This window comes from Lentzea sp. JNUCC 0626 (assembly GCF_043632865.1).
Classification (GTDB): Bacteria; Actinomycetota; Actinomycetes; order Mycobacteriales; family Pseudonocardiaceae; genus Lentzea.
Genome location: NZ_CP171635.1, coordinates 558,644 through 581,628 on the forward strand (window position 1 = coordinate 558,644; position 22,985 = coordinate 581,628).

Annotated in this window: 20 protein-coding genes and 1 pseudogene; 17 read left to right on the plus strand and 4 right to left on the minus strand. The window is 67.8% G+C overall.

What is annotated here, in order from left to right; translation table 11 throughout:
* The first annotated feature begins 19 nt into the window (after positions 1-19).
* The 12 genes and pseudogenes from JNUCC0626_RS02675 to JNUCC0626_RS02730 all read left to right on the plus strand — a co-directional run bounded on the left by JNUCC0626_RS02675 (position 20) and on the right by JNUCC0626_RS02730 (position 14,475).
* Positions 20-1,060 (plus strand): ABC transporter substrate-binding protein, encoded by a 1,041-nt coding sequence (locus JNUCC0626_RS02675; RefSeq protein WP_394618028.1) that lies wholly within the window; start codon positions 20-22, stop codon positions 1,058-1,060.
* Entirely contained in the window at positions 1,050-2,552 is a 1,503-nt protein-coding gene (locus JNUCC0626_RS02680; RefSeq protein ID WP_394618029.1) for a sugar ABC transporter ATP-binding protein, read from the plus strand. Before JNUCC0626_RS02675 ends, JNUCC0626_RS02680 begins: the two co-directional genes overlap by 11 nt.
* A complete protein-coding gene (locus JNUCC0626_RS02685; protein ID WP_394618030.1) occupies positions 2,521-3,486 on the plus strand; it encodes an ABC transporter permease in 966 nt (321 codons plus the stop codon). Before JNUCC0626_RS02680 ends, JNUCC0626_RS02685 begins: the two co-directional genes overlap by 32 nt.
* On the plus strand, positions 3,483-4,457 hold the full coding sequence (locus JNUCC0626_RS02690) for an ABC transporter permease (protein WP_394618031.1): 975 nt from the start codon (positions 3,483-3,485) through the stop codon (positions 4,455-4,457). The genes JNUCC0626_RS02685 and JNUCC0626_RS02690 overlap by 4 nt, the downstream gene beginning before the upstream one ends.
* A gap of 7 nt (positions 4,458-4,464) precedes the next feature.
* On the plus strand, positions 4,465-7,182 hold the full coding sequence (locus tag JNUCC0626_RS02695) for an AbfB domain-containing protein (protein WP_394618032.1): 2,718 nt from the start codon (positions 4,465-4,467) through the stop codon (positions 7,180-7,182).
* 9 nt (positions 7,183-7,191) lie between these two features.
* Positions 7,192-8,265 (plus strand): S1 family peptidase, encoded by a 1,074-nt coding sequence (locus JNUCC0626_RS02700; RefSeq protein WP_394618033.1) that lies wholly within the window; start codon positions 7,192-7,194, stop codon positions 8,263-8,265.
* A 71-nt stretch (positions 8,266-8,336) separates the two neighbouring features.
* Positions 8,337-8,840: an SRPBCC domain-containing protein gene (locus tag JNUCC0626_RS02705; protein WP_394618034.1), complete on the plus strand. Its 504-nt coding sequence runs from the start codon at positions 8,337-8,339 to the stop codon at positions 8,838-8,840.
* Between the two features lie 151 nt (positions 8,841-8,991).
* Positions 8,992-9,627, plus strand: a pseudogene (locus tag JNUCC0626_RS02710) (DedA family protein).
* A 69-nt stretch (positions 9,628-9,696) separates the two neighbouring features.
* A complete protein-coding gene (locus tag JNUCC0626_RS02715; protein ID WP_394618035.1) occupies positions 9,697-10,215 on the plus strand; it encodes an RICIN domain-containing protein in 519 nt (172 codons plus the stop codon).
* Between the two features lie 37 nt (positions 10,216-10,252).
* Entirely contained in the window at positions 10,253-13,396 is a 3,144-nt protein-coding gene (locus tag JNUCC0626_RS02720) for an AfsR/SARP family transcriptional regulator (protein WP_394618036.1), read from the plus strand.
* A gap of 96 nt (positions 13,397-13,492) precedes the next feature.
* Entirely contained in the window at positions 13,493-13,921 is a 429-nt protein-coding gene (locus tag JNUCC0626_RS02725) for an LIC_13387 family protein (protein WP_394618037.1), read from the plus strand.
* 68 nt (positions 13,922-13,989) lie between these two features.
* Complete coding sequence (locus JNUCC0626_RS02730) at positions 13,990-14,475, plus strand: hypothetical protein (protein WP_394618038.1); 486 nt, start codon at positions 13,990-13,992, stop codon at positions 14,473-14,475.
* On the opposite strand, the gene JNUCC0626_RS02735 is transcribed toward JNUCC0626_RS02730, so the two are convergent.
* Positions 14,472-15,503, minus strand: a complete 1,032-nt coding sequence (locus JNUCC0626_RS02735) for an FAD-dependent oxidoreductase (protein WP_394618039.1) — start codon at positions 15,501-15,503, stop codon at positions 14,472-14,474. The two genes, JNUCC0626_RS02730 and JNUCC0626_RS02735, sit on opposite strands and share 4 nt — an antisense overlap.
* 164 nt (positions 15,504-15,667) lie before the next feature.
* Here JNUCC0626_RS02735 and JNUCC0626_RS02740 point away from each other — a divergent pair, with 164 nt between their 5' ends.
* The 3 genes from JNUCC0626_RS02740 to JNUCC0626_RS02750 are packed head-to-tail and all read left to right on the plus strand — an operon-like array spanning position 15,668 to position 17,277.
* A complete protein-coding gene (locus JNUCC0626_RS02740) occupies positions 15,668-16,444 on the plus strand; it encodes a Tat pathway signal sequence domain protein (protein ID WP_394618040.1) in 777 nt (258 codons plus the stop codon).
* Between the two features lie 42 nt (positions 16,445-16,486).
* A complete protein-coding gene (locus tag JNUCC0626_RS02745) occupies positions 16,487-16,852 on the plus strand; it encodes a hypothetical protein (protein WP_394618041.1) in 366 nt (121 codons plus the stop codon).
* Complete coding sequence (locus tag JNUCC0626_RS02750; RefSeq protein WP_394618042.1) at positions 16,849-17,277, plus strand: hypothetical protein; 429 nt, start codon at positions 16,849-16,851, stop codon at positions 17,275-17,277. The genes JNUCC0626_RS02745 and JNUCC0626_RS02750 overlap by 4 nt, the downstream gene beginning before the upstream one ends.
* 1 nt (position 17,278) lies before the next feature.
* On the opposite strand, the gene JNUCC0626_RS02755 is transcribed toward JNUCC0626_RS02750, so the two are convergent.
* Positions 17,279-17,668: a RidA family protein gene (locus JNUCC0626_RS02755; RefSeq protein WP_394618043.1), complete on the minus strand. Its 390-nt coding sequence runs from the start codon at positions 17,666-17,668 to the stop codon at positions 17,279-17,281.
* 91 nt (positions 17,669-17,759) lie between these two features.
* Here JNUCC0626_RS02755 and JNUCC0626_RS02760 point away from each other — a divergent pair, with 91 nt between their 5' ends.
* Positions 17,760-18,122: a winged helix-turn-helix transcriptional regulator gene (locus JNUCC0626_RS02760; protein WP_394618044.1), complete on the plus strand. Its 363-nt coding sequence runs from the start codon at positions 17,760-17,762 to the stop codon at positions 18,120-18,122.
* Here the strand turns inward: JNUCC0626_RS02760 and JNUCC0626_RS02765 are convergent.
* On the minus strand, positions 18,119-21,454 hold the full coding sequence (locus tag JNUCC0626_RS02765; RefSeq protein WP_394618045.1) for an NACHT domain-containing protein: 3,336 nt from the start codon (positions 21,452-21,454) through the stop codon (positions 18,119-18,121). The genes JNUCC0626_RS02760 and JNUCC0626_RS02765 overlap by 4 nt on opposite strands.
* A gap of 117 nt (positions 21,455-21,571) precedes the next feature.
* Here JNUCC0626_RS02765 and JNUCC0626_RS02770 point away from each other — a divergent pair, with 117 nt between their 5' ends.
* The gene (locus tag JNUCC0626_RS02770; protein ID WP_394618046.1) at positions 21,572-22,510 is read left to right on the plus strand and encodes an NmrA/HSCARG family protein; all 939 of its coding nucleotides are present in this window, start codon (positions 21,572-21,574) and stop codon (positions 22,508-22,510) included.
* On the opposite strand, the gene JNUCC0626_RS02775 is transcribed toward JNUCC0626_RS02770, so the two are convergent.
* Positions 22,507-22,920, minus strand: coding sequence for a MarR family winged helix-turn-helix transcriptional regulator (locus JNUCC0626_RS02775; protein ID WP_394618047.1), 414 nt, complete (start codon positions 22,918-22,920; stop codon positions 22,507-22,509). The genes JNUCC0626_RS02770 and JNUCC0626_RS02775 overlap by 4 nt on opposite strands.
* Between the last annotated feature and the right edge of the window lie 65 nt (positions 22,921-22,985).

A 22,985-nucleotide genomic window follows, 5' to 3' on the forward strand; every position in this document is an offset into this window, starting at 1 on the left:
CGCCGTGTAGGAGCCAACGATGTCTCGCATGTTGCTCATCGCCGTCGCCGCCTTGCTCGTGACGGGGTGCACAGCCAGAGAAACCCCGACCACAGCCAGTAGCGAGGGCCCCGCCGCGTCCGCCGCGCAGAACCAAAGCGCAGGTCCGGGCTGTGCGCGCAGCAAGACCGGGTACCCGCAGGTCGAGCTCAAGGGCGCCTCGGTCGGCTTCTCGCAGTCGGAGAAGGAGGCGAACCCGTTCCGCATCGCGGAGACCCAGTCGATCAAGGACGAGGCCGCCAAGCGCGGGGCCGAACTGCTGGTCACCAACGCCCAGAGCGACCTGAACAAGCAGATCAGCGACATCAAGTCGTTGCTCGACCGCGGCGTGAAGCTGCTCATCGTCGCGCCGCTCAACTCCGACGGCCTGCAGCCCGCGTTCGACGCCGCGAAGGCCAAGCAGGTGCCGGTCGTGACGATCGACCGCAAGGTCACCTCGCAGCCGTGTACCGACTACCTGACCTTCATCGGTTCCGACTTCGTCAAGCAGGGCGAACGCGCCGCGCAGCAGATGATCAAGGCGACCGGCGGCACCGGCAAGGTCGCGATCCTGCTCGGCGCCTCGGGCAACAACGTCACGGTCGACCGCACCAAGGGCTTCAAGGACGGCATCGCGGGCACGCCGGGCCTCACCGTCGTCGCCGAGCAGACCGGTGAGTTCGACAGGTCCAAGGGCCAGGCCGTGATGGAGCAGCTCATCCAGAGCAACCCCGACATCACCGCCGTCTACGCCGAGAACGACGAGATGGGCGTGGGTGCGGTCACCGCGCTCAAGGCCGCGGGCAAGCAGCCGGGCAAGGACGTCAAGGTCGTCTCCATCGACGGCACCCGCAACGCCGTGCAGCTCATCGCGGACGGCAGCTACACCGCGGTCGTCGAGTCCAACCCGCGCTTCGGCCCGCTCGCGTTCGACACGCTGGAGAAGTTCGGCAAGGGCGACGAGATCCCGAACACCATCGTGATCTCCGACGACGAGTACGACACCACGAACGCGGCGCAGAAGCTCGGCAATGCCTACTGATCCCGTCATCGAGGTCGCCGGCGTGACGAAAACGTTCGCCGGCGTCCGGGCACTCTCCGACGTCAGCTTCACGCTCCAGCGCGGCGAGATCCACGCGCTGGTCGGGGAGAACGGCGCCGGCAAGTCGACGCTGATCAAGGTGCTGACCGGCATCCACACCCCGGATGCCGGTTCCATCACCCGCAACGGGAACATCTCCACGATCTACCAGGAGGTGAACCTCGTCCCGTTGATGAGCGTCTCGGCGAACCTGTTCCTCGGCCGCGAGCCGCGCAACCGGTTCGGGCTGATCGACCGGGCGCGCAGGGACGCCGACGCCGCGGAACTGTTGCGCGGCTACGGCATCACGGCGGACGTCAGCAGTCCACTCGGGACGCTCGCGGTCGGCGAGCAGCAGATGGTCGCGCTCGCCAGGGCCGTCGACGCCGAGGCGGACGTCGTGATCATGGACGAGCCCACGTCGTCGCTCGAACCGCGTGAGGTCGAGACGCTCCTCGGTGTCGTGCAGAAGCTGCACGACGAGGGCATCGCGATCATCTACGTCAGCCACCGCATGGACGAGCTGTACCGGATCTGCGACACCGTCACGGTGCTCAGGGACGGTGTGAACGTGCACAGCGGCTCTCTCAAAGAACTTCCGCGCATCGAGCTCGTCTCGCTGATGCTCGGCAGGTCGGTGAAGGAGATCGAACGCGACGGCACCACGGCGTTCGGCGAGGACCACCACGCCGACGCGCAACCGGTGCTCGAAGCGCGGGACCTCACGAGCACGCCGCGCATCAACGGTGTGAACGTGTCGATCCGGCCCGGCGAGGTCGTCGGCCTCGCCGGCCTGCTCGGCTCGGGTCGCACCGAGACCGCGAAGGCGATCATCGGCGCGCTGCCGCTGAACAGCGGCACGGTGCTGGTCGCGGGCAAACCCGTGGCGCACACCGTGAAGGCGGCCACCAAGGCGGGCATCAGCATGCTCGCCGAGGACCGCAAGACCGAGGGGATCATCCCGAACCTGTCCGTGCGCGAGAACATCGTGCTCGCGGCACTGCCGCGGCTGAGCAGGTTCGGCGTGGTCAGCCGGTCCAAGCAGGACAGGATCGTCGACACCTTCGTCAAACGTCTGCGCATCAAGGTGTCGAGCCCGGAGCAGAAGGTCGCGGAGCTCTCCGGCGGCAACCAGCAGAAGGTGCTGCTCGCCCGGTGGCTCTGCACCGAACCGAAGATCCTGCTGCTCGACGAACCGACGCGCGGCATCGACGTCGGTGCCAAGGCCGAGGTGCAGGCGCTGATCGACGAACTCGCCAGGGAAGGCCTGGCGGTGCTGCTGATCAGCTCCGAACTGGACGAACTGCTCGACGGGTCGGACCGGATCGTCGTCCTGCGCGACGGCGCGGTCGCCGGTGAACTCGAAGGAGACCAGCTCACCCGTGAGCACGTGCTCAACGCGATCGCGGCGGAGGTGAGAGATGACGCAGACGACCACGCAGCCAGCCGCTAAAGCCACTACGAAGGCCGCGCGCACGCAGTGGTTGCAGGACAACGGTGTCTACGTCGCCGTAGCCGCCCTGCTGCTGTTCAACGCCCTGTTCACGACCAACTTCCTGACGGTCGGCAACTTCACCACCCAGCTCGTGCAGGCCGCGCCCGTGCTGATCGTCGCGCTCGGCATGGCGCTGGTGATCGGCACCGAGGGCGTCGACCTGAGCGTCGGCGCGGTCATGGCGCTCGCCGCCGCGATCATCCCGCTATACCTGGGCGCGGGACCGCTGATGGCGATCACGATGGCGCTGGTCGTCGGCGTGCTCTGCGGAGCCTTCAACGGGTTCCTGGTCGCCAAGGTCGGCATCCAGCCGATCGTCGCCACGCTGGCGTTGCTGGTCGGCGGCCGCGGCCTCGCCCTGGTGATCGCGAACGGCCAGCTCGTGCAGCTGCGCGACCCGTCGTTCCTCGAACTCGGCACGGGTGACGTGCTCGGCCTCCCGATCAGCGTGCTGATCGCCGGAGTGTTAGCGCTCATCATCGCCGGAGTCACCAACCGCACCACGTTCGGCCGTCAGCTCGTCGCGATCGGTGGCAACCGCAAGGCCGCAACGCTCGCGGGTCTGCCGGTCAACCGCGTGCTGGTCGGCGTCTACGCGATCTGCGGCGCGCTCGCCGCCGTCGCCGGTGTGCTGGCCACGTCCCGGCTCGCCGCGAGCGACCCCGCCGACATGGGCATGCTGATGGAGCTGTCCGCGATCACCGCCGTGGTCGTCGGCGGCACCCCGTTGACCGGCGGCAAGGTCCGCGTGCTCGGCACGGTGTTCGGCGTGATCCTGATGCAGCTCGTCCGGGCGACCCTGATCAAGCACAACCTGCCCGACTCGATCGCGCAGATGATCCAGGCCGCGATCATCGTCGCCGCCGTCTACGTGGCTCGGGAGCGCCGATGACGACGACACTGACCAAGTCGGTGCCGACACCGACCAAGGCCGCGCGGACGAAAGTCCTGCAACGCCAAGGCGCCGCCGTCGCGCTCGTGCTGATGGTCGCGGTGTCGTGGCTGGTGTTCCCGCGCTTCGGCAGCCTCGACAACCTGCGCGACCTCGCGTTGCAGGGCTCGTTCCTGGCGATCATCGCGATCGGCATGACGTTCGTGATCATCACGGGCGGCATCGACCTGTCCGTCGGGTCGCTCTACGCACTCGGCGGCGTGCTCGCGGCGTGGGGCGCGCAGTACGGGTTCCTGGTAGCGCTGACACTGCCGCTGGTGGTGTGCGGGCTGATCGGCCTGATCAACGGCCTGTTGATAGCCAGGACGAACATGGCGCCGTTCATCGTCACGCTGGCATCGCTGCTGTTCGCCCGCGGCCTCCTGCTCGCGATCACCGACGAGGGCGCCAACACCTACAAGATCGACGGGGACAGCGCGTTCGTCGAACTCGGCCGCGGCACGGTGGCGGGCTTCGGTTACCCGATCTTCGTCGCGGCCGTGCTCGCCGTCCTGGGCGGCATGGTCCTGAACCGCACCAACTTCGGCCAGAACGTCTTCGCCACCGGCGGCGCCGAGCAGTCGGCGGTCCTGCTGGGCGTACCCGTCGCCAAGACCAAGATCCTCGTCTACACGATGAGCGGCACGCTGGCGGGACTCGCCGGCGCCCTGACCGCCGCTTATCTCCAGTCGGGCGTCACGGTCATCGGCGTCGGACTCGAACTGGACGCCATCGCGGTCGTCGTCATCGGCGGAACCCTGCTGACCGGTGGCATGGGCACGATCCTCGGCACCGTGATCGGCGTGGGCCTGATCAAGGTCATCCAGAACGTCATCAACCAGATCGGCACGCTCGACAGCAACTACCAGTCAGTGGTGAGCGGGGTGTTCCTGCTCATCGTCGTCGTCCTGCAACGAATATTGCGAAGATAGGAGAGCCATGACCAGACGCGTCCTGGGCGTATTGGTCGGATTCCTCATCACAGCAACCTTTCTGACACCGACCGCGGCGCAGGCGGCGGAGTGGGTTCCGAAGACCCCTCCGCTGGCCACGCCGTGGACCTCCCAGGTGTCCCCGACGAACGCCCTGCCCGAGTACCCGAGGCCGCAACTCCAGCGCCCGGAGTGGCAGAACCTCAACGGTGTCTGGGAGTTCGCCGGGGCACCCAACCTCAACTCGCCGCCCATCGGCAGGCCGCTGGCCGAGGGCGTCCTGGTGCCGTACCCGATCGAGTCCGCGCTGTCGGGGATCAAACGGCACGAGGACAACATGTTCTACCGCCGCACCTTCACCGTCCCGTCCGGCTGGAACGGCCGTCAGGTCAAGCTGAACTTCGGCGCCGTGACCTGGGAGACCCGCGTCTGGGTCAACGGCAGGCAGGTCGGCACGCACACCGGCGGGTTCGACGCGTTCTCGTTCGACATCACCTCCGCCCTCAACGGCGGCACCAACGAGATCGTTGTGGGCGTTCACAGCCCGATCGACGGCAGCCGCTACCCGATCGGCAAGCAACGCCGGAACCCCAGCGGGATCTTCTACACGGCCGCGTCCGGCATCTGGCAGACCGTGTGGCTGGAACCGGTGCGGGCAGCGAACATCACCCGCCTCGACACCACCCCGAACGTCCCCGCGAGCGCGCTCGACCTCGTCGTGCAGGGCACCGCCGGTCAGGCCGTCACCGCTGAAGTGCTGAGCGGCGGCCAGGTCGTCGGCCGACAGACCGGCACGACCGGAACCTCGTTGCGCGTCCCCGTGCCGAACGCCCGGCTGTGGTCGCCCGACGACCCGTTCCTCTACGACCTGCGCGTGACGCTGGGCAGCGGCGACGCCGTCACCGGCTACTTCGGCATGCGCTCGCTCGGCAAGGCGATGGTCGGCGGCGTCATGCGGCCGTTGCTGAACGGGAAGTTCGTCTTCCAGAGCGGCACGCTGGACCAGGGCTACTGGCCGGACGGCATCTACACGGCGCCGACCGACGAGGCGCTGCGGTTCGACCTCGAACGCCAGAAGGCGTTGGGGTTCAACATGGTCCGCAAGCACATCAAGGTCGAACCGGCGCGCTGGTTCTACCACGCCGACCGCCTCGGCCTGATGGTCTGGCAGGACATGCCGTCCGTCGACTCGATCGACGAGGTGCCGAACTCGCACGCCAACTACGAGTCCGAGCTGCGCCGGATGATCGACCAGCTCAAGGGCATCACGTCGATCGTGCAGTGGGTGCCGTTCAACGAGGGCTGGGGCGAGTACGACGCGGGCCGGATCGTGAACCTGATCCGCTCGATCGACAACACCCGCCTGATCAACCACAACTCGGGATCCAACTGCTGCGTCTCGGATCCCGACCCCGGCAACGGCGATGTGATCGACGACCACCACTACCAGATCTCGGCCAACACCAGGCTGCCCGACGCCAACCGGGTCGCGATGCTCGGCGAGTTCGGTGGCCTGGGCCGCCGGGTCGTCGGCCACGAGTACCAGCCGGGTGCCGGATTCGCCTACGGCGCTTTGTACCCGGACGAGGTGTCGCTGACGAAGCGGTACGAGGAGGTCATCAAGCAGGTCCAGCGGCTGATCCACACCCGCGGGCTGTCGGCGATGGTCTACACCGAGCCGTACGACGTGGAGAACGAGGTCAACGGCTTCTACACCTACGACCGGCGCGTCTTGAAGATGACCGAGGCGCGCGTGCGGGCGGTGAACCTCGGCGTGCTCGCGGTCGCGCGGGGTACCGCAGTCAGTCCGGACGACGTGGTGTCGTTGCGCGTCACCACTTCCGGCTACACCGACCGGTACCTGCGTCACCAGTCGTCGCTGGCGCGCACCGACGTGATCAACACTGATCTCGGTCGGTTGGACGCGACGTTCAACCTGCGTCCCGGACTGGCCGACGCGGCCTGCTTCTCGTTCGAGTCGCGGAACTTCCCGGGCCAGTTCCTCCGGCACAGCAACGGCCGCGTCCGCCTCGACGTGAACAACGGCTCGATCGCGGGCGACGCCACGTTCTGCGCCCGTGAAGGTTCCGGCGGCACCGCGCTGGAGTCGTTCAACGTGCGCGGTTCCTTCGTGAGGCACTACAACGAGGGCGTCTACCTGGCGCGCTCCGGTGGCCCGAACCCCTGGGACAGCGCTGGTTCCTTCGCCGCGGACACCACGTGGGCGGTCGGCACCGGCCTGTGGCGCAGCGGCGCGGACCTGCCGCTGGACCAGGCCCGCTCGTTCCGCGTGACCACCCCCGGCTTCACGGACCGCTACCTGCGGCACCGGGAGTCGTTGGCCCGCACGGACGTCGTCACCAGCACCTCGGACGCCCTGACCAAGGCGGACGCCACGTTCGTCGTCCGGCGCGGACTCGCCGAGCCCACCTGCTACTCGTTCGAGTCCCGCAACATCCCGGGCCAGTTCCTGCGGCACGCGGACTTCCGCGTCCGGCTCGGCACCAACGACAACACCGACCTGTTCCGCCGCGACGCGACGTTCTGCGCGCAGCAGGGCACCGGTGGCGTGCGACTGGAGTCGATCAACGAGCTCGGCACCAACATCAGGCACTACGCGGAGGAGGTCTGGGTCGCCTCGAACGGCGGCGCGCACACGTACGACAACCCTGCCTCGTACAACCAGGACGTGAGCTGGGCCGTGAGCTCACCCTGGGCGCCCTAGGAGACAACCATGTTGCTACGCATAGCTTCCGTATCAGCGATCGTGCTGGGCACGCTCACCATCCCTGCCGTGACGGCGTCCGCTGACGTAGTCGACGCCATGAGCCGCGACTTCGGCATCACCCAGGCCGAAGCGCTGAACCGCATCCGCACCGAGAAGGTGGCCCTCAAGATCGCCCCGGCCGCCGAACAGGCCGCCGCCAACGCTTACGGCGGCAGCTGGTACGCCGACGGCAAGCTGCAGGTCGCCGTCACCGACCCCGCCCGAGTCGACGCCGTCCGCGCCACCGGTGCCCAGCCGGTGCTGCGAACGAAGTCCCTGGCTTCGTTGAACGCGGTGAAGATGGGCATCGACAGACTGTCCAAGTCCGGTGCGGTCTCGCCGGACGTCGCCGGGTGGCGGGTCGACGTCCAGCGCGGCGCCGTAGTGGTCGACGCCCTGCCTGGTGCCGACGTTTCGGCGCTGCCCAAGGATGTTGTCGTTAACACGGCAGGCGTGCAGAAGCCGCAGACCTATGCGGCCGGCACCGTGGGCGGCGACCCGTTCTACACCGGCAACGTCCGCTGCTCGATCGGCTTCTCCGTCCACGGCGGCTACGTCACCGCGGGCCACTGCAACGTAGGCGCCTGGAACGTCTACGGCTGGGACCGCTCCTGGCAGGGCGAGTTCGTCGGCTCGTCGTTCCCCGGCAACGACTACGGCTGGGTGCGCACCGGCGGCGGCTGGTGGAACGTGCCGGTCGTCCTCGGCTGGGGCCAGACCAGCGACGCCCTCGTCCGCGGCTCGTGGGAGGCCCCGCCCGGCACGTCCGTGTGCCGCTCGGGCTCGACCACGCACTGGCACTGCGGCGTCATCCAGGGCCGCAACGAGACGGTGAACTACCAGCAGGGCGCGGTCTACGAGATGGTCGGCACGTCCGTGTGCGCCGAGGGCGGCGACTCCGGTGGCTCGTTCATCACCGGTGACCAGGCCCAGGGCGTGACCTCGGGCGGGTACGGCAACTGCTCCAGCGGTGGCCGCACCTGGTTCCAGCCCGTCAACGAAATCCTGCGCACGTACGGCTTGACCCTCCTCACCGCCTGATCGGCCGCTGGTCCACCGGGACGCAAACGCGTATTTTCTTCACGTCTGCGTCCCGGTGGAAGGTGGTCGCCTTGCTGGCAGCCGGTTTGGTCCTGGCCGTACTCGCGAGCGGCGCCCCGCTCGATCCCAGAGAGCCGGGCGTGCACTCGGTGGTCTACCGCGCCGAGACCGTCATCTCGGCACCCCAGCAACGCGTCTACGACCTCATCACGAACTTCGACGGGTACGCGCGCTGGAACCCGTGGGTCGTGAAGGCCTCCGGTGGCACGGCGCCGGGCGACGAGGTCCGCGTCGACGTGCTTCTCGGCCCGGTGCGGATGGCCGCGAAGCACACGGTCCTGAACGGCGTCCCCGGTCAGCGTTTCTGCTGGAAGGACGCCGGCTGGAACGCGTTGTTCGTGTACGGCCAGCGTTGTCGAACGCTCACAACCCAACCCGACGGCACCGTGCTGGTGACCAACGAACTCCTGGTCGACGGCGTCCTGTCCGGCGGAACCGACCTCTTCATCGGCAAGGCGATGAAGGACGGCATGCAGGCCGAGAACGCGGCCCTGAAGCGGACGGCCGAGGCCTGAGTTTTCTGGCCACCTGACCGGGAGATCACCTACGAATAGGGGATCTCCCTTACCTCTCAGGTCTACCGACAGGTCAGACCACGGTTCGATGTGCGCGTACCGCCCGCACTTGTGAACTGTCCCGGACGTTTCGTTCCTCTGGGGAGAGTTCATGTCCTTCTTGACCGACGCCCTCGAAGGCCTCGCCGGCCTGCCACAACCGGCCGTGCTCGTCGTGACGGGAGCGTTGACACTGGCGGAGTGCACGCTCGGCGTCGGCTTCCTGGCGCCGGGCGAAAGCGCGTTGCTGCTGGCCTCGACGACGGTGACCAGCGTGCCCCGGTTCCTGATCATGTAGCTCGTCGTCTCGGTGTGCGCGATCGCCGGCGACAGCATCGGCTACTACCTCGGTCGCCGCTACGGCGATCGGTTGCGGGAGAGCAGGATCGTCCGCAAGGTCGGGCAGCAGCACTGGGACAAGGCGGGCGACCTGCTGCGCCGCCGCGGCGCGTGGGCGGTGTTCGTCGCCCGGTTCATGCCGGTCGTGCGGACCCTCGTGCCCGCGTCGGCGGGGGCGTCCAAGCTGGAGTACCGGCGGTTCCTGCCCGCCTCGATCGCGGGTGCGGTGTGCTGGTCGGCGTTGCACATCGGCATCGGCGCGACCGCCGGTGCGTCGGCGAAGTACATCGAGTCGGTGTTCAACGGCGCCATGTGGATCGTGCTGGGTGTCGCGGTGGTGGTCGGCGTGGTCGTCGTGTTGCGCCGCCGCCGAAAGGCCGCCGTGCCCGAGTTGGAGGAAGTCGGCTGACTCGGGACTGTCGACGGATTGTCGACGGGGCGGGCCATCGTGGGCGACGACCAACAAGGGGAGGTACCCATGAGGAAACGAATCGTCACCACGGCACTCGCCTCGACCGCCGCCATCGCGGGACTGCTCGGCACCGCCACGCCCGCCTTCGCCGCCAACCACTTCGACGTGACCGTTCGCAGCGCGGTCAGCGGCAAGTGCCTGGCGCCACAGGGATCGTCGTTGGAGGACGGCGTGCCCATCGTCCAGACCGACTGCGTCGGCAGTCCGTTCGAGCGGTGGGACTTCCTCGACCGCGGCAACCGGATCTTCCAGATCCGCAACGCGGTCACGTTGAAGTGCATGGACGCCTTCGGGTCGAACACCGACGGGACACCGGTCGTGCAGTGGCCGTGCGCCGGCACCAGCAACCAGCGGTTCCAGGCGGGCCGCAACCTGCCCGACTGGGTGACGCTGCGGTCGCGGGTCGCCGGCACGAGCACGCACTGCCTCGACGTGCCGGGTGGCCGGCCGGACGAGGGGCTCGCGATGCAGATCTGGCGCTGCAACGGCACCGCCGCGCAGACCTTCGGGGTTTTCCCGGTCTAGACGTATCCCCGAGCCGGGAGCGCGCTCTCACTTCTCGGTGGAACAAGGGGAGCACGATCTGGCGGGGCAGCGGATGCCGGCTGGCGGCATCCGCGTGCTCGGGACACTCGAAGTCGAGGCGGACGGCCGTGCGCTCGATCCCGGCGGGCCGCGGCTGCGGGCGATGCTGGCGTTGCTCACGGCGTATCCGAGCCGGCCGGTGAGCGTGGCGACGTTCGTGGCGGAGCTGTGGGGGCCGGTGGCGCCACCGGACGCGGAACGCACCGTCCGCACCTACGTCTCCAGACTGCGCAGGGGAGTGGGGCCGCTGGCCGCGTTGATCCGCACCCGTGCACCGGGATACGTGCTGCTGGAACCGGAAGCCGTGGACGCGGTCCGGTTCCAGCGGCTCGCCCGCGCAGGGCGTTCCGCGCTGGGAGTGGGCGAGATCGAGGTCGCGCACGAGTTGCTGACCACCGCGCTCGAACTGTGGCGCGGACGGCCGTACGACGAGTTCGACGGCGTCGCCGCGTTGGAAGCGGAACGGACTCGGCTGGCCCGAGTGCACCTCGACGTCGTGCAGGACCGCCTGGACACCGACCTGGCCGCCGGGGCCGGTGACGGGCTGGTCGCCGAACTGACCGAGCTCACCGCCGCCCATCCCGGCCATGAGCGGCTGTGGGGCCAGCTGATGACGGCGCTGTACCGCGCCGGCCGCCAGACGGAGGCCCTGGAGGCGTTCCGGCGGGCGCGGTCACGGCTGGTCGAGCACGCCGGCGTGGAACCGACGCCGGCGTTGACCGGCATCCAGGACGCGATCCTCGCGCAGAACCCCCGGTTGCTGCCGACCGCTCCCGCGCTGGTGCTGAGTCCGCGCCCGGTCCAGCTGCCGCCGGTGGCGCCGGGATTCGTGGGCCGCGACGACGAGTTGGCCGCGCTCGACGCCGCCGTGCGCGCGAGGCGGGACACGATCGCCGTCGTCGCGGTCTGCGGGACGGCCGGGGTCGGCAAGTCCGCCCTGGCGTTGCGCTGGGCACAGCGCACCGCATCCCGGTTCCCCGACGGGCAGCTGTACGTGAACCTGCGGGGGTTCGACCCTGGAGGCGTGCTGCCTCCGGGCGAAGCGCTGCACGGCTTTCTCACCGCGCTCGGTGTGGCCGCCGAGCGCGTCCCTGGCGCGATGGAGGCCCAGGTCGCGCTTTATCGCAGCCTCACAGCGGGAAAGCGCTTCCTGATCGTGCTGGACAACGCGCGCGACGCCGCTCAGGTCCGGCCGCTGCTGCCACCCGAGCCGGGCAGCGCGGTCGTCGTCACCAGTCGCGACGACCTGGCCGGCCTGGTGGCACGGGACGGCGCCGGTCGGGTGGCGCTCGACGTGCTCGATCCCGTGGCCGCGACGGAACTGTTGCGGTTGCTCATCGGGGAGCGCGCGGCCACTCCCGCAGAACTCGACGAACTCGCTGTGCGCTGCGCCCGGCTGCCCCTGGCGTTGCGGGTCGCCGCCGAACTGGTCACCCGGCGCGGCAGGGTCGGCCTCGAAGAGCTCTCGGACGAACACCGCAGGCTCGACCTGCTCACCGCCGGGACCGACGCCGACACCGCCGTGCGCGCCGTGTTCTCCTGGTCGGAACGGCACCTGCCGCCGGCCGCGAACCGGCTGTTCCGGTTGCTGGGACTGCATCCCGCCCGCGACACCGGAGTCGCCGCCGTCGCCGCGCTGTCCGGTGTGGACGGACCTGAGGTTGGGGCGTTGCTCGTCGTGCTGCACTCGGCGCACCTCGTGGAGAGCACGGGAGCCGGCCGCTGGACGATGCACGACCTCCTGCGCGCGTTCGCGAGGGAACGCGCGGAGCAGCACTTCACCGGAGTGGAACGCAGACAGGCGTTGAAGAATCTCTACGAGCATCACCTGACGACCGCGTTGGACGCGACGGAGGCCATGTACCCGTCCGTGCCGCGATGGCGTGGCGAACCCGTCCGCACCCGCTCGTCGATGACCGTCGCCGCCGCGAAGGAGTGGCTGGACACCGAACGGCCCACGCTCGTCGCGATCATCGGCAGCGCCTCCGGCGAGTTGGCCGGCTACGCCGTCCGGATCGCCCGCGCGATCGGCCAGCACCTGGAAGTCGGCTACCACAACGCCGACGCGTTCGCGGTGCACCAGCACGCTCTCACGGCCTCGGAAGAGATCGGCGACGCGCCCGGCCGGGCACGCGCCGTGCTGGAAATCGGGCGTTCGCACACCCGCGCCGGCGAGTTCCAGGAGGCCAACGAGCGCTACTGGGAGGCGCTGGAACTGTTCCGCGGCCTCGGCGACCCGGCGGGCGAAGCCAGGACCCTGCAAGCCCTGGGCCACAACGAGGGCAGGGCCCGCCGCTACCACGAGGCACTCGCCACCTACGGCCTGGCGCTGGCACTGAGCCGGCGGACCGGCGATCGCGGTCAGGAAGCCGCCGGACTTGCCAGCATCGGGCAGGTGCAGCACCACCTCGGCAGGCACGAGGAGGCGGTGGAGTGCTACCGCCGGGCCGCATCGATCTACGAGCAACTCGGCCAGCGAGTGGGACAGGGCAGGATTCTCAACGACCTCGGCTGCGCCCTGCACGGCCGCGGGCATCTGGAGGAAGCGCACGATCACCACCAGCGCGCGCTGGCTGTGTTGAGCGACGTGGGCGACCGCGCGGCAGCGTCGATCGCGCACACCGAACTGGGTCGCATCTGCTCGCGGTGGGGCCGCCACGCCGAAGCGTTGGCGCACCACGAGAACGCGATGGCCGTGTTCCGCGAGATCGAAGACCCGGTGGGTGAGGCCGAGGTGCTCATCAACCTGGGCGCCACCCACGAGCACATGGGGCGCCACGAGGAGGCCGCCGACCTGTGCCGGGAAGCGGAGGAACTCGCCGTGAAACTGGGCGACCGCCTGCTGCAGTGCATGGCCCTCAACGGCCGCGGCCGCGCTCTTTGCGCTTCAGACCGGGTCGAGGAAGCGTTGCAGTGCCACGAGCAAGCCCTGACTCACGCGCGGGAGATCCAGGACCCGGCGCAGGAAGCCCATTCGCTGGACGAGTTGGCCGCCGTGCGTTCTCGCCTTGGCGGCACCGCCGAGGCACACCGCCTGCTGAACGCCGCCCTGCTGATCTACGAGGCGCTCCAGATGCCCGAAGCCGCTCTTGTGCGCCAACGACTCGACGGCTTGGGCTGAGGGGAAAGCGGTTTCCCATCAGGCTGTCGTTGACACTTCTGTCCTTCGTGCTGACCATACGGTTGCGTATGTTCCGTGGGGTGGAGGGGAAGAGCAATGTCACGTACGTTTCTGCTCGGTTCGTGGGCGTGGATCGCGACCGGGATCGGTCACCTGTCGATCATGGGCGTAATGGCGCTGGGGGACGCTGACCCGGCCGCAGACCGGGCGGCCACGGCGGCCAAGGGAGTTACGTTCGCGCTGGGCGGTGTCCAGCGTTCGCTGTACGAGGTCGATCTGGGGATCAACTTCGTGATGTCGGTCGCGCTGGTGTTCGGTGGGCTGGCGTGCCTGGTCGTGGCGAAGGCGGGGCCGGTGCCGCGGGCGCTCGCGGGCCTCGGGTGCGTCACGTCGCTGGTGCTGCTCGCGGTGGCGTTGGTCCTGCTGCCGTCGCCGCCGATCGTGCTGTTCGCGGTGGCCGCGCTCGCCTTCGGGCACGCGTTCGTCGTCGCCGGACAACGAGGAGCTGTAAAAGCCGCCGGGTGAACGCTCACACCGTGCGATCATCTCCGTCCGCGCCCGAAACCAGGCGCGGACAGCACATGGGGGAACGAGTGAGAACCAGGTTCGCGGCTGCCTTGACGGCGTTCGTGCTCATGACCACGGCCGCGTGCGGCACGGACGTGCCCGCCGGCCTCGCCGAGAAGGTCGAGTCGGGGTGTCCCGGCCTGCTGAAGCCCGAAACGCTCGCGGTCATCACCAAGGGCTTCGTGGTCTCGGAGGTGAACTTGGTGGACACCAACGGGTGCCAGGTCTTCGTCTCGACCGGACGCCAGGTGCTCAACGTGGGGATCGTCGCCTACTCGAGCCCGGAGGAGTCGGAACGGCTGACGCCGATGCTCTGCGAGAGCGGCGTGCTGGACGCGAAAACCAAGTCGTGCGCGGACGACAAGTCCGGAGGCGGCTACACGGTGCGCGCTACGGCCGGCAAGTGGAGCATTGGGGCGTCGGTGTACGAGATCCCGGTGAACGACGACGTGAAGGACGCGATGCTGCAGGTCGTCGAGGACCTCAGGGACTCCGACAAGACCCGCGGCTAGTTGAACAGGATCTTCTTGGCGACGGCCTTTCCCGGTACGGTGCGCAGCAGTGTGAACGCGAACTCCGCGACGTTCGGACTGCGGACGAGGGAGAGGCCGCGCCGGAGTTGGGAGCGCAGCAGGTAACGGCGGCGCATGGCCGCGCCGTCGTAGCGCTCCAGCACGTACCTGTTGCCGCTGCGCAGGTAGTCGGACGTGACCTCGGCGGCGAGCTCGGACATCCGCATGCACGGGTCGAGTCCGCCGGCCGTGAGCGGGGAGACGGCGCCCGCCGCGTCGCCGACCAGCAGTCCTTGCGGTGACACGATTCGGCGCAGCAGGCCGCCGACCGGGATCGGGCCGCCGCGTCGCTTCACCGGGCCGGTCGGTTCCGGGGTGGGGAAGCTGTCGCGGAAGCGTTGCAGCAGTTGGGGGAGCGGGGCGGTGAACCGGTCGGCGCGGCCCGCCAGGCCCACGTGCGCGTGCTCGCCGTCGTCGATGACCCAGGCGATGTAGCCGGGGGCGAGCCGCGGGTCGACGACGCAGTGGAACGTCGGCGTGGAGCCCGTGCTGACCGGGTAGACCTCCTCGATGCCGGTGATCATGCGCCGGTTGACGTCGAGGCCGAGGCTCTTCGCGACGGTGGACCTGGCGCCGTCCGCGCCGATCGTGAACCGCGCTTTGGTGGACTTCGCCGGATAGCTGGAGTTCAGGCTGACTTGCGCGCCCGCTCGTTCGGCTTCCTGGACCGCGGTGGTGTAGATGCTCTCCATGTCGCCGACGCGGAACTCGTCGCGGTCGCTGGTCAGCTCCACCGGATTTTCGCCGGACGGCGGGTAGAGCAGCACGCGCCGGACCGCCGGGCCGAGGTGGGGCAGGTCGTAGTCGTCGAGCGTGCGGCGGACGAAGATACCTGTCGTGCGGATGCCCGTCTCGAGGCTCGTCCTGCGTTCGCACACGGCCACGTCCAGCCCTGACTCGGCCAGCAGGCGCGCGGTGTTGAGTCCGGCGAGGCCTGCGCCGACGACGAGCACGTCCACGGTGTCCATGCCGCGACGCTAGATCCGATCACCGGACCGCTTCGGTTTCGCGGCAACACCTTCACGGGATCTGCACCGTTTCTCCACAAATGTGAGCGCTTGACATGCCCGACGCCGGTCGCGGAAGGTGTGCACACCGCTGCCTCGAATCGTTGGTTCGAGGAGGAACATCGATGGAGTTGTTCAACCGCCGCACCGCACTGCGAGGCGCTCTCGCCGTCGCGGCCACGCCACTGGCCGCGGGTGTGGCATCGGCTGAGGTGGGCGCGCTGGCGTTCGTGCAGAAGTGGGCCCCGAACCCCGGTTCGGCAGGGCTCAACGCGTTCGTGGGCATCGAGGACGACCGCTCGAACTCACACCCGTCGGCCACGCACATCTTCGCCGAGAGCAACCAGTACCGGTTCGTGATGCACAAGTCCGACCGGGACGGTTCGGACCGGCAGCGCAACGAGGTGCGCGCCATCCAGACCGGCAGCACCCGCCACGACATGAAGAAGGGCGAGACCTGGCGCTACAACTACCAGATGTACGTGCCGTCCTCGTTGAAGGGCACCACCAGCTTCACGCACATCTTCCAGGTCAAGCACACCGGCGTGGACTCGCCCGTGGTCACGATGTCGTTGTTCCGCTCGGGTTCCACCGAGACCGTCGAGATGAGACTGTTCGGCGCGGGCCAGGCGAAACTCGGCAGCACGCCGCTCGCCCCGTTGCGCAACAAGTGGATCGACGTCGAGATCGAGATCAAGGTCGCCGACTCCGGCAGCCTGCGCTACTCGTTGAAGGACGCCGGAACCACGGTGGTCAACGCCTCGCGCTCCGGCTTCGACACGTGGCTGGGCGGTGACCAGGCGCATCCGAAGTGGGGCATCTACCGCGGCCTCGGCGACTCCGCGCAACTGCAGGACACCTATCTGTTGCTGCGCAACATGAAGGCGTACCGGAACGAATAGAGGGTGTTCCCACAGAGGCTTTTGAAGGTCAGAATCACTCTTGTGGGGGATCTTCACGGACGAACCGTCGAGAGCAGGGCCGGGGTAGCCGCCTTCCTGGCAGGCGTGTGGCTGATCGCCGCACCCCCGGTCCTGCACTTCGGCGCGTCACTGCACGCCTTCCGCCCGTACTGGCTGTCCATGGGCCTGGCCGTCGTGATCATGCTGCTGGGCATGGTGCGCGCCATGGCACCCCTGGACGTGCCGTTCATCCGGCACCTGACGATCGTGCTGGCGCTGTCGCTGATCGTCGTCGCGCTGCTGCGAACAGACGGCGGCATTGCCACCGTCTGGCTCAACCAACTGGTGGTCGGCGGACTCGTGGCCCTGTCGGCGGGTCTCGCCTTGTTGCTGAGCCTGCGCCGATGAGCGGCACCTGGTCCGACCTCTGCCTGATCTGCAAGGGCCAGCAGGACTTCGTGCTGAACGTCCACGAGGCAGGCCCATATGAACGCTCACACGACTACACCCGCGTTCTCTATTGCCGCTCGTGCGGGGTGGGCGAGCTCCGCGCGTTCAGCTACGACGGCTTCGTCGTCTTCGGCGAGGAGGACGACACCATGGTCTGGTCCTCGGTGCTGTCTCGTGACGATGTTGATCTGCTGCGCTCGGCCTTCACCTGCACCGTGCCGCTGGCAGGCATCTGCGAATGCGCACAGCACACCCACCTGTACGACACGAGCGTGCGCGCTAACAAAACCCGCCTGCCCGAACACGGCCCCGACCGCCACAGCCCGACCGGCCGCACCACCGTCACCGTCGCGGTGGTGGACGGCCTGCCGGAGTTCCGCTGACTCAGTCGATCACCGCGACGGCCTCGACCTCCACGAGGTGCTCCGGCACGTCCAAGCTCGCCACCCCGATCAACGTGGCCGGCGGCGTGGCCTTCTCGCCCAACCTCGCCATCGCGCTCTCGATGCCCTTGAGCAGCTCCGGCATCTTCTCCGGCCGCCAGTCCACGACGTAAACCCTGACCCGGACCAAGTCCTTGAAGCTGGCGTTCGCCGCCTTGAGCGCGGTGTGCACGTTCACGTACGCCTGCTCGGTCTGCGTGGCGAGGTCGAGCTCCGCGTCCCAGGCCACCTGCCCGGCCAGGTAGATCGTCTTGCTCCCGCTCGCCACCGCGACGTGGTGGTACACGTCGACCTGCGGTAGCCCGTCGGGGTTGATGAGCGTGACAGCCATGTTCTTTCCTCTCTTGCGGTTACTCGCTCACCGTAGGAGAGTGACCGTTGACCTGGAAGAACGAACTTATTCGAGAGTGGGGCACCACAAGGTGAGCAAGCAGCTCAGCGGCGACCTGGCCCGCGCGGACTCGTTGGCCCGCGAGATCTTCTCCGACATCGCCAACAAGTGGGCGCTGCTCATCGTCGAAACCATCGGCGACACCACGAAGCGCTTCACCGAACTCAAGACCGAGGTGGACGGCATCAGCCACAAGATGCTGACCCAGAACCTCCGCCTGCTGGAACGCAACGGCCTCGTGGTGCGTGTTGTGCACCCGACCGTCCCGCCGCGCGTCGACTACACCCTCACCGAGCCGGGCCAAGCGCTGCGCGCCACCGTCGACGCCATGTGCGCCTGGACGTCCCGCTACCTGACCGACATCGAAGAGGCCCGAACCCGTTTCGACGCCTAGTCCTGCAACTGCTTCACAGCTTCTTGCTCGTCCGCGCTGAAACCCAGCGTGCGGCGGCGTAGGTAGCGTCTGGCCAGCTGGTGCGCCGGCTCGGGAAATCTTCTAGCCACCGCAAGAACCGTCTGCGGGCTGATCTCATCAGCCGCGGCGTCGACCATCATGACGAGCGATTCCAGCAGGCGCTTGTTGAAGATCGGCTCGACCGCACGCGGTTCTGCCAGGTATTCGAAGGTCTCCACGGGGAGATAGCCGTCCAGCGCGTTGTCGAGGTAGCGACCGGCGACGGCGGCGGTCACTCCCGCGAGCACCCGGAACGCGTCGCCCACCCGATCGTCGGAGGATCTGATCACGTCCCACATCAGAATCAGGCAGCCCATCGCTGTGTGACCACGGTGCTCGAACATCCGAGGCAGCAGTTCGGCCGAGATCGGGCTGGTTTCAGCCAGTTCGGGGTGGGAGCAGAGGATGGACAACAGTTCGAACGGCGTCGCGGAGTCGACCGGACTGGCTTCCCCGGCGCGCGGCGTCAGGTGTTCCAGCGCTCGAGCGACGACGTGGCGGGGCAGTCGGGACGCCTCGCGGGACATCGCCTTGGCCAGGTGAACGTGCGTGGCGTTGTTCATGCGCACGCCGGCGTCCAGCAGGTCCAGGATCTCCACCAGAACATGTACGTCGACGGGAAGTGCGCGCCCCGTGGCTCCGGAGCCCGAGATGTTCAACTGCCAACTGGTGAACTTCGACACGAGCTCTTGTTCACGGTGATCAGCTGTGGTGTCGGCGGTAGCGGAGTACACCCCGGCGCGGAAGGTCACCTCCCTGATCGGGTCGCCGAGCAGTCGCGCCTCTCTCACCACGGGTGTGGCGTCGCGCGCCGGAACGACGAATCGCTCGTCTGTTCCGGAGCACATGATCGCGCTGGTCATGCCGCTCCAGCCTTCGTCATCCAGCCCGGACTGCCACAGGTGCACTGTCGCGCGCCAACTCGGCATCGTGCCGAACAGATCAACCACCGGCGGGGGAACTTGCACGTCCAGCAGCGCGCGAAGGCAGACGAGGTTGGCGGAGTAGCAGGCGATTCGGGAGATGATCGTGGACGGAGCCGGGTGGTACGCCTGGTAGGTATCGCTCAGCGGGCGGCGCTGGCAGTTTCGGATCAGGTCGTCGAGTGTGTGGAGCACGTCTGCTCGAACGCTCTTCGAGAGAGTGGTGAACAGGCCGCGACTGAACTCGATGATCGGCTTTCGTTTGACGAACGCCTGGTGCGAGATCAGTGCGTACAGCTGGGAGTCGTCCGGCGGGGCCGAGACCTGGAAGGGGTTGGCGCTGGGCACCGCCTGCGACGCGGCCAGCTGGCACAACAGCTTCATCGTCACCTCGGCGATGAGATATTCGCCGAAGGTGGCGTGCAGGAACTCGTACGTGCGCAGCTCGCCCGGCGTGCCGTCGTTGCGCGTCGGGGAGTGGATGAAAAAGAAGTTCTCCACCGTGCGGTCGGCGTCGTCGACGGGGAGGTCGAACGACGTGCCTGGACTTGCGGTCTGGCTCTGCGTGAAGACAGCGAGATCATCGTTCAGCTCGGGTGCCGTCACGAACTGGTGGCCGCGGTTGAACATGGCGAACGCGGCGATGCCAAGACTCCACGAACTCTCTGCCGCGGCCATCGAGACGAGCGCCGGCGCTGGTTGCCGCGGGCCTTTCTGGCTGACTTGGCGCACGACGAACATGGCGATGAGTCGCTTGTACAGTTCGGCGTTGGAAAGGTTCGCGTCGTCGAGTGACAGCTGGCTCGAATCAGCCGCGTAGATCGCGAGCATCAGGAGCAACAGGGGCTGCCGGGCCAACTCCAGGTGGTCGCTCAGCATGCTCGCCGTCAGCGCCTGGAAGTCGGGTGTGTACGTGTTCGAGGTGTTCCAGACGTCGAGCCAGCGTTCGATGCGGTCGTCGTCGAACTCCTCCAACTTCACGATCGGCACGCCGACCGGGATGCGTGCCCGGTCGGCCACCAGCATGCGCGAGGTGACCACGACGGCGACCGGCCGGCCGAGAAGTGCTTGCTGACGCTGGAACTCCTGGACCTGGTGGAGGTAGTTGGACTGGTGGACACCGCTTGCCTGGATCAGCTCGTCGAAGCCGTCGAGGAGGATCACGGGAATGCCGCTGCCGCACGACTCGGCTAGGGCCTCCCACTCGACGGACTTGCCGAGGAGCTGACGCAGGGCCGTCTCGATCTGGACCTGGATGCCATCCTCGGCACGCACTTTGCGGAGCTGCACAAGAACGGCGGTGAACTGATCCTCCGGCAGCCGAGCGGCGATCACCTCCATCAACAACGACTTGCCCGCGCCGGGATTGCCGAGCACGAGAAGGGGGCCAGTGACGCATTCTGGCCCGGTGAAGTGGATGGCGAGGAACCTGTCGAGATCTGCGCGCGCCGTGGTCGTACTGGCCCACCAGGACTCTGACGACGCTGTGGAGCTGTCGTCTTGGATCGCGATGCGATAGCCGGGAACGATGAACCCGTCCTCGACCAGCGGAAAGTCAACCTTGACGGACGACGGATCGATGTTCGACCCGATGACTGGTCTGGTGAGCACCGACTCCGCGATGCTGTTGAGATTGGTGCGGTGCTGATGATCGGGTGTGGTGTGCAGGGATGGAAGCCGACCCATCAGCTCGGCGAACAGCTCAAGTGACTCCGTGCGGGCAAGCGTTGTAGGGGCGGACCAGATGTAAAACTCGGGAATTGTTAGGGCTGCACTGATCTGGTGCTGTTCGCTTATCATTGCCGCCTTGATGGTGAGGTCGATGTCAGTGGCGGCGATGGTCTTCGCTGATCGGTCCTCTTCTGTGTTGGCGATGAACTTTTGAATTCCCGACGAGGCATGTAGAAAGTAGTTGGTGAGTGCGAACGTATCGATCGGGTCCAGGGAGATGCTTGCGGCATTAGGTGTTGGGACGGCCGATGAGGTGAGCGCAGGCACGTCCAGGGGGGCGGGGCTCTCCGGTGGGACTGATGCGTGCCGATCTGGCGTTTCGGCGTAGGCCTCGACGAGCGAGGTGACGGCGATGATCGAATTGGCTGCAGCGACCAGTTCGTAGCGCGCTGTCCCGAAGTTGGTCATGAGCGTGTCGCTGATGCCATCGAGGATCCTGCGCAGGCAGGCGGCGACCTCGTCTTTCGACTCGAACAGAGTGAGGGCATCCGGTTCGGCGGCGCCGTCTACCAGGAGGCTGATGCCCAGGAAGATGTCGGTCTTGTCGAGCCACTGGCGGTCGTACGTGCGGAGCACCTGGAGGGCTTGCTTGTACGAGTTCTTGGCCGGGCGCGACATCCACTTACCTCCGCTGGGCGACTGGAAGCCCTATCGCGGGGCGTGTGGTGCGGGTTACATCCAAACGAGTTGGTCCAACTGCTTGATAGTCATGTTTAGTGACTATATGGTGGAGGCATGAGCGAGAAGAAGATCATTGCTGTGGTGGGGGCTACCGGCGAGCAGGGTGGGGCGGTGGCTCGGGCGCTGCTCGGCGACGGCGAGTTCGCGGTGCGCGCTCTCAGTCGTAGCACTGAGTCGGCGGCGGCTCGGAAGCTCGCGGAGCTCGGGGCCGAGGTCGTCCAGGCTGACCTGTACGACGTCGAGAGCCTGCGGAAAGCGTTCGACGGGGCGTACGGGGCCTACCTGGTCACGCCGTTCTTCACGCACATGTCGGCGGCCAAGGAGTTGGAGGAGGTCACGAACCTGGTGGCGGCTGCCGGCGGACTTCAGCACGTCGTGTGGTCGACGTTGGAGGACACGCGTGAGGTGATCGCGCTCGACGACGACCGGATGCCGACGCTGGACGAGAAGTACAAGGTGCCGCACTTCGACGTGAAGGGCGGGGAGGCGGACGCGCTGTTCGCGGAGGCCGGGTTGCCGACCACGTACGTGCGGATGTCGTTCTACTGGAACAACCTGCTCAAGGGCATGGCGCCGCATCGGGGCGCGGACGGGTCGTTGAAGTTGTCGTTGCCGATGGGGGAGAGCCGGATCTCGGGCATCGCGGCCGAGGACATCGGCAAGGCGATTGTGAGCGTGCTCAAGAACCCCGCGAAGACGATCGGCGAGACGATCGGGCTCGGTGTCGAGCACCTCACCGGGGACGAGGTGGCCGCGGCGTTCAGCGCTGTGCTCGGCGAGCAGGTGACCTACGAGCCGTTGTCGCACAACGAATTCCGGGCGCTCGGGTTCCGGGAGGCGGTGGAGATCGGGAACATGTTCCAGTACTACGCAGAGTTCGACTCGCACATCCTGCCGCGGCGAGACACCGGGCAGACCCGTGAGCTCGTGCCGGGGTGGCTGACGCTCGAGGAGTTCCTGCGGGCGCACCGGGACGACATCGTGATCGGTTAGAAGGTCTTCGAGATCTCCTTGAAGACCTGCTTGAACTCGGTGAAGCGGTCGGCGCCCACGACGGCGGCGAGGCGGTCCTCGATCTCGGCGATGATGCGCTTGGCCTGGACCATCTGGTCCTTGCCGAGGTCGGTGGGCACGACGAGCTTCGCGCGGCGGTCGGCCGGGTCTGGCTGGCGGGTGACGTAGCCGAGGCGTTCGAGCTCGTCGATCAGCGTGCCGACGACCTGCTTGTGCTGGCCGGAGCGTTCGGAGAGCTCGCTGGCCCTGGTGCCCGTGGTGGCGATGTAGGCCATGACGGCGCCGTGGCGCGGGCGCAGGTTCTCGTGGCCCGCTTCGGCCAGGCGGGCGAAGAGTTCCTTCTGGAACCCCGAGAGCAGGTGCGCGGAAAGGACGCCGACGTCTGGCATGGTGATGATGTTAACCCGGCGGTGGCCTCGTCCGAAGAGGACGGACGAAAGCGGTGGCCCGCCGC